Source organism: Paraburkholderia sp. EG304, assembly GCF_046543485.1.
In the GTDB taxonomy this organism is placed as follows: Bacteria; Pseudomonadota; Gammaproteobacteria; order Burkholderiales; family Burkholderiaceae; genus Paraburkholderia; species Paraburkholderia youngii.
Genome location: NZ_JBKGUA010000191.1, coordinates 1 through 1,779, shown reverse-complemented (window position 1 = coordinate 1,779; position 1,779 = coordinate 1). Strand labels below are relative to the sequence as shown.

The following is a 1,779-nucleotide window of genomic DNA, read 5'->3' as shown; positions in this document are numbered from 1 at the left end:
TGTCACCTTCCGGCATAAAGGAGCCGGGTATTTCCGGCATATAGGCGCCAGAAGAAGCGGGTAGAAACGAGCATCTTGGTGGGTTCAAGAATGGGCGGTTTAGCTGCCGTTTGCAAGGTTCAAGTGATGCTCTGGAAGGTGCCTTGGGCTTCGATAGGAATGACCGTCGAGGACGAGGCAGTAAGCGTTGTGGCGCAGGCGGTCCAGGGTGGCCGAGGCGAGCAAACGGTTTGAAGGAAACGCCTGATCCCATTCGGTCAGATCGAGATTACTGGTAACGATGGTCGACGCAGCCTCATATCGCTCGGCCATGAGTTCATGCAAATCCTCGTCAGCGGGTGGACGCAGCGGTTTGAGTCCGAAGTCATCGATGATGAGCAATTCGACGCGCACCAGACTGGCAAGCCGGCGCTCGTAGGCGCCGGTGGCGCGGGCGGCATTCAGGCTGGCCGTAAGCTGGGTGCAGGTGGTGAACAACACATCTACGCCTTGGCGTACGGCGCAATGGCCGAGGGCTTGAGCGAGATGGCTCTTGCCGGTACCGCAAGGCCCGACGATGAGAACCGGTGCGTGTTCGCCAAGGTAACGGCCGCCAGCGAGATCATGCACGAGTGCGCGGTTCAATTGCGGCAGCCGATCGAAGTCGAATTGCTCGAGTGTCTTGCTGGTGCGAAACGCGGCGCGTCGCATGCGTAACGCAAACTTCTTCTGCTCGCGCCGGGCAACCTCGTCTTCGATGAGCAGCGCCAGGAAGTCGACGTAAGAGAGCTTCGCATCGATGGCTTGGCGATTGCGGGCCTCTAGCGAGTCGAGGATGCCGGACAGGCGCAGTTGCTTCAGATGTGGGGTCAAGGCTGGCATGGGTTGCATGGCCATCTCCTGGGTCAATGACGCACGTCGGCGTCGGGGGCAAACAGAGACTGCGCGTTGCGAGCGAAACGTGCGCTGGGGGCGTGGACGTGCTCGCTAGAATCGCTGAGTGGATGTCGATCGAAACCGCCGACCAGGATGGTCTTGACGGTGCGATAGAAGGGACTACCGTGCGCGAGCGCGCGGGCACACGCGGCTTCCAGGCGCGCCGCGCCGTAGGGATGCTGAAGACGCATGACACCTTGCGCCGCACGCAGACGTTCGAGGATGTGATCGGCCAACAGCAGCTCGATGAGTTCCGCACAGGCGGGTCCCACGCGTGTGGCTTGTTCGAGGCACCACTGCCGGTCGTGAGCGAGAAACGCGCGAGCCTCGGGTGGCAGATGATCGCGCACGGTCAGCCGATCGCCGGGACGACGACCACGCACATGCGAGGCGACCAACCGGTAATCGTCGTAGATGCTGATCGAGGCGTCCGTCGCGCGCAGCCACAACCGCTTGCCGACCAACGCGAACGGCACGGAATACAGCACACGCTGATGGGCGACGTGACAGTCCCGATGAACCGATACCTTGTGCCAGGTGCCCAGATCAGGCGCGACGGCCGGCAATTCGCCCATCAGTGGCCGTTCGATCTCGAACAACTCGAGCGGTACTTTGCGCGTTGTGCCGTGGATGCGGCGCCCGGCTTCGTGTATCGCCCAGTGACGAGCCTGCTCGTTCAGATCCGTGAAGTCGCGGAACTGGCGCAGCGGCAGGAAATTGCCTTTTACGTATTTGACGCCGGCTTCTACGATCCCCTTCTTGGCCGGATCGGCCGGCGGGCATGGATCAATCCGGAAACCGTACCCCTCGGCGCATTCCGCGTAGGAGCGTTGCACGACAGGGTCGTAGGTGCAGGCACGCGTG

At 62.0% G+C, this 1,779-nt stretch carries 2 protein-coding genes; both read right to left on the bottom strand.

What is annotated here, in order from left to right:
• Positions 1 to 99: 99 nt before the first annotated feature.
• On the bottom strand, positions 100 to 870 hold the full coding sequence (istB, locus tag ACLFKU_RS43200; RefSeq protein WP_410853322.1) for an IS21-like element helper ATPase IstB: 771 nt from the start codon (positions 868 to 870) through the stop codon (positions 100 to 102).
• A 14-nt stretch (positions 871 to 884) separates the two neighbouring features.
• A partial coding sequence (locus ACLFKU_RS43195; RefSeq protein WP_410853321.1) for a Mu transposase domain-containing protein occupies positions 885 to 1,779 on the bottom strand: 895 nt, incomplete at its 5' end.